The organism is Clostridium tyrobutyricum (genome assembly GCF_019144085.1).
Taxonomy (GTDB): Bacteria; Bacillota; Clostridia; order Clostridiales; family Clostridiaceae; genus Clostridium_B; species Clostridium_B tyrobutyricum_A.
Map to the genome: position 1 here is coordinate 1 of NZ_JAHHUY010000122.1, position 258 is coordinate 258.

The window sequence follows — 258 nt, forward strand, 5'->3', positions numbered from 1 at the left end:
TATAAACTCACTTGAATTGCTTCAAGATCATGTTTCTTCATCAAAAAATTTTGATCTTGTAAATACTTCAAAAGCTCCAAAGAAACACTATATACCACCGATGAGTCATCCATGGAAGCAGGCTTCATTTGAACATTATTGCAATAAACAAGCTTATAGGCAAAAAGAAAACATAGCTTAAAGAAATAAAAACTCCTTTTACTTAAAAAATTTAAGTTGAGAGATGTGTTTTCTATACCTAAAAATAATGTTATAAGC

The 258-nt window shown here is 28.7% G+C and carries 1 protein-coding gene; it reads left to right on the plus strand.

All coding sequences use genetic code 11. The features are described 5' to 3' along the window. The coding region (locus KM800_RS15270) for a hypothetical protein (RefSeq protein ID WP_419195478.1) at positions 1-181 on the plus strand (181 nt) is incomplete at its 5' end. Between the last annotated feature and the right edge of the window lie 77 nt (positions 182-258).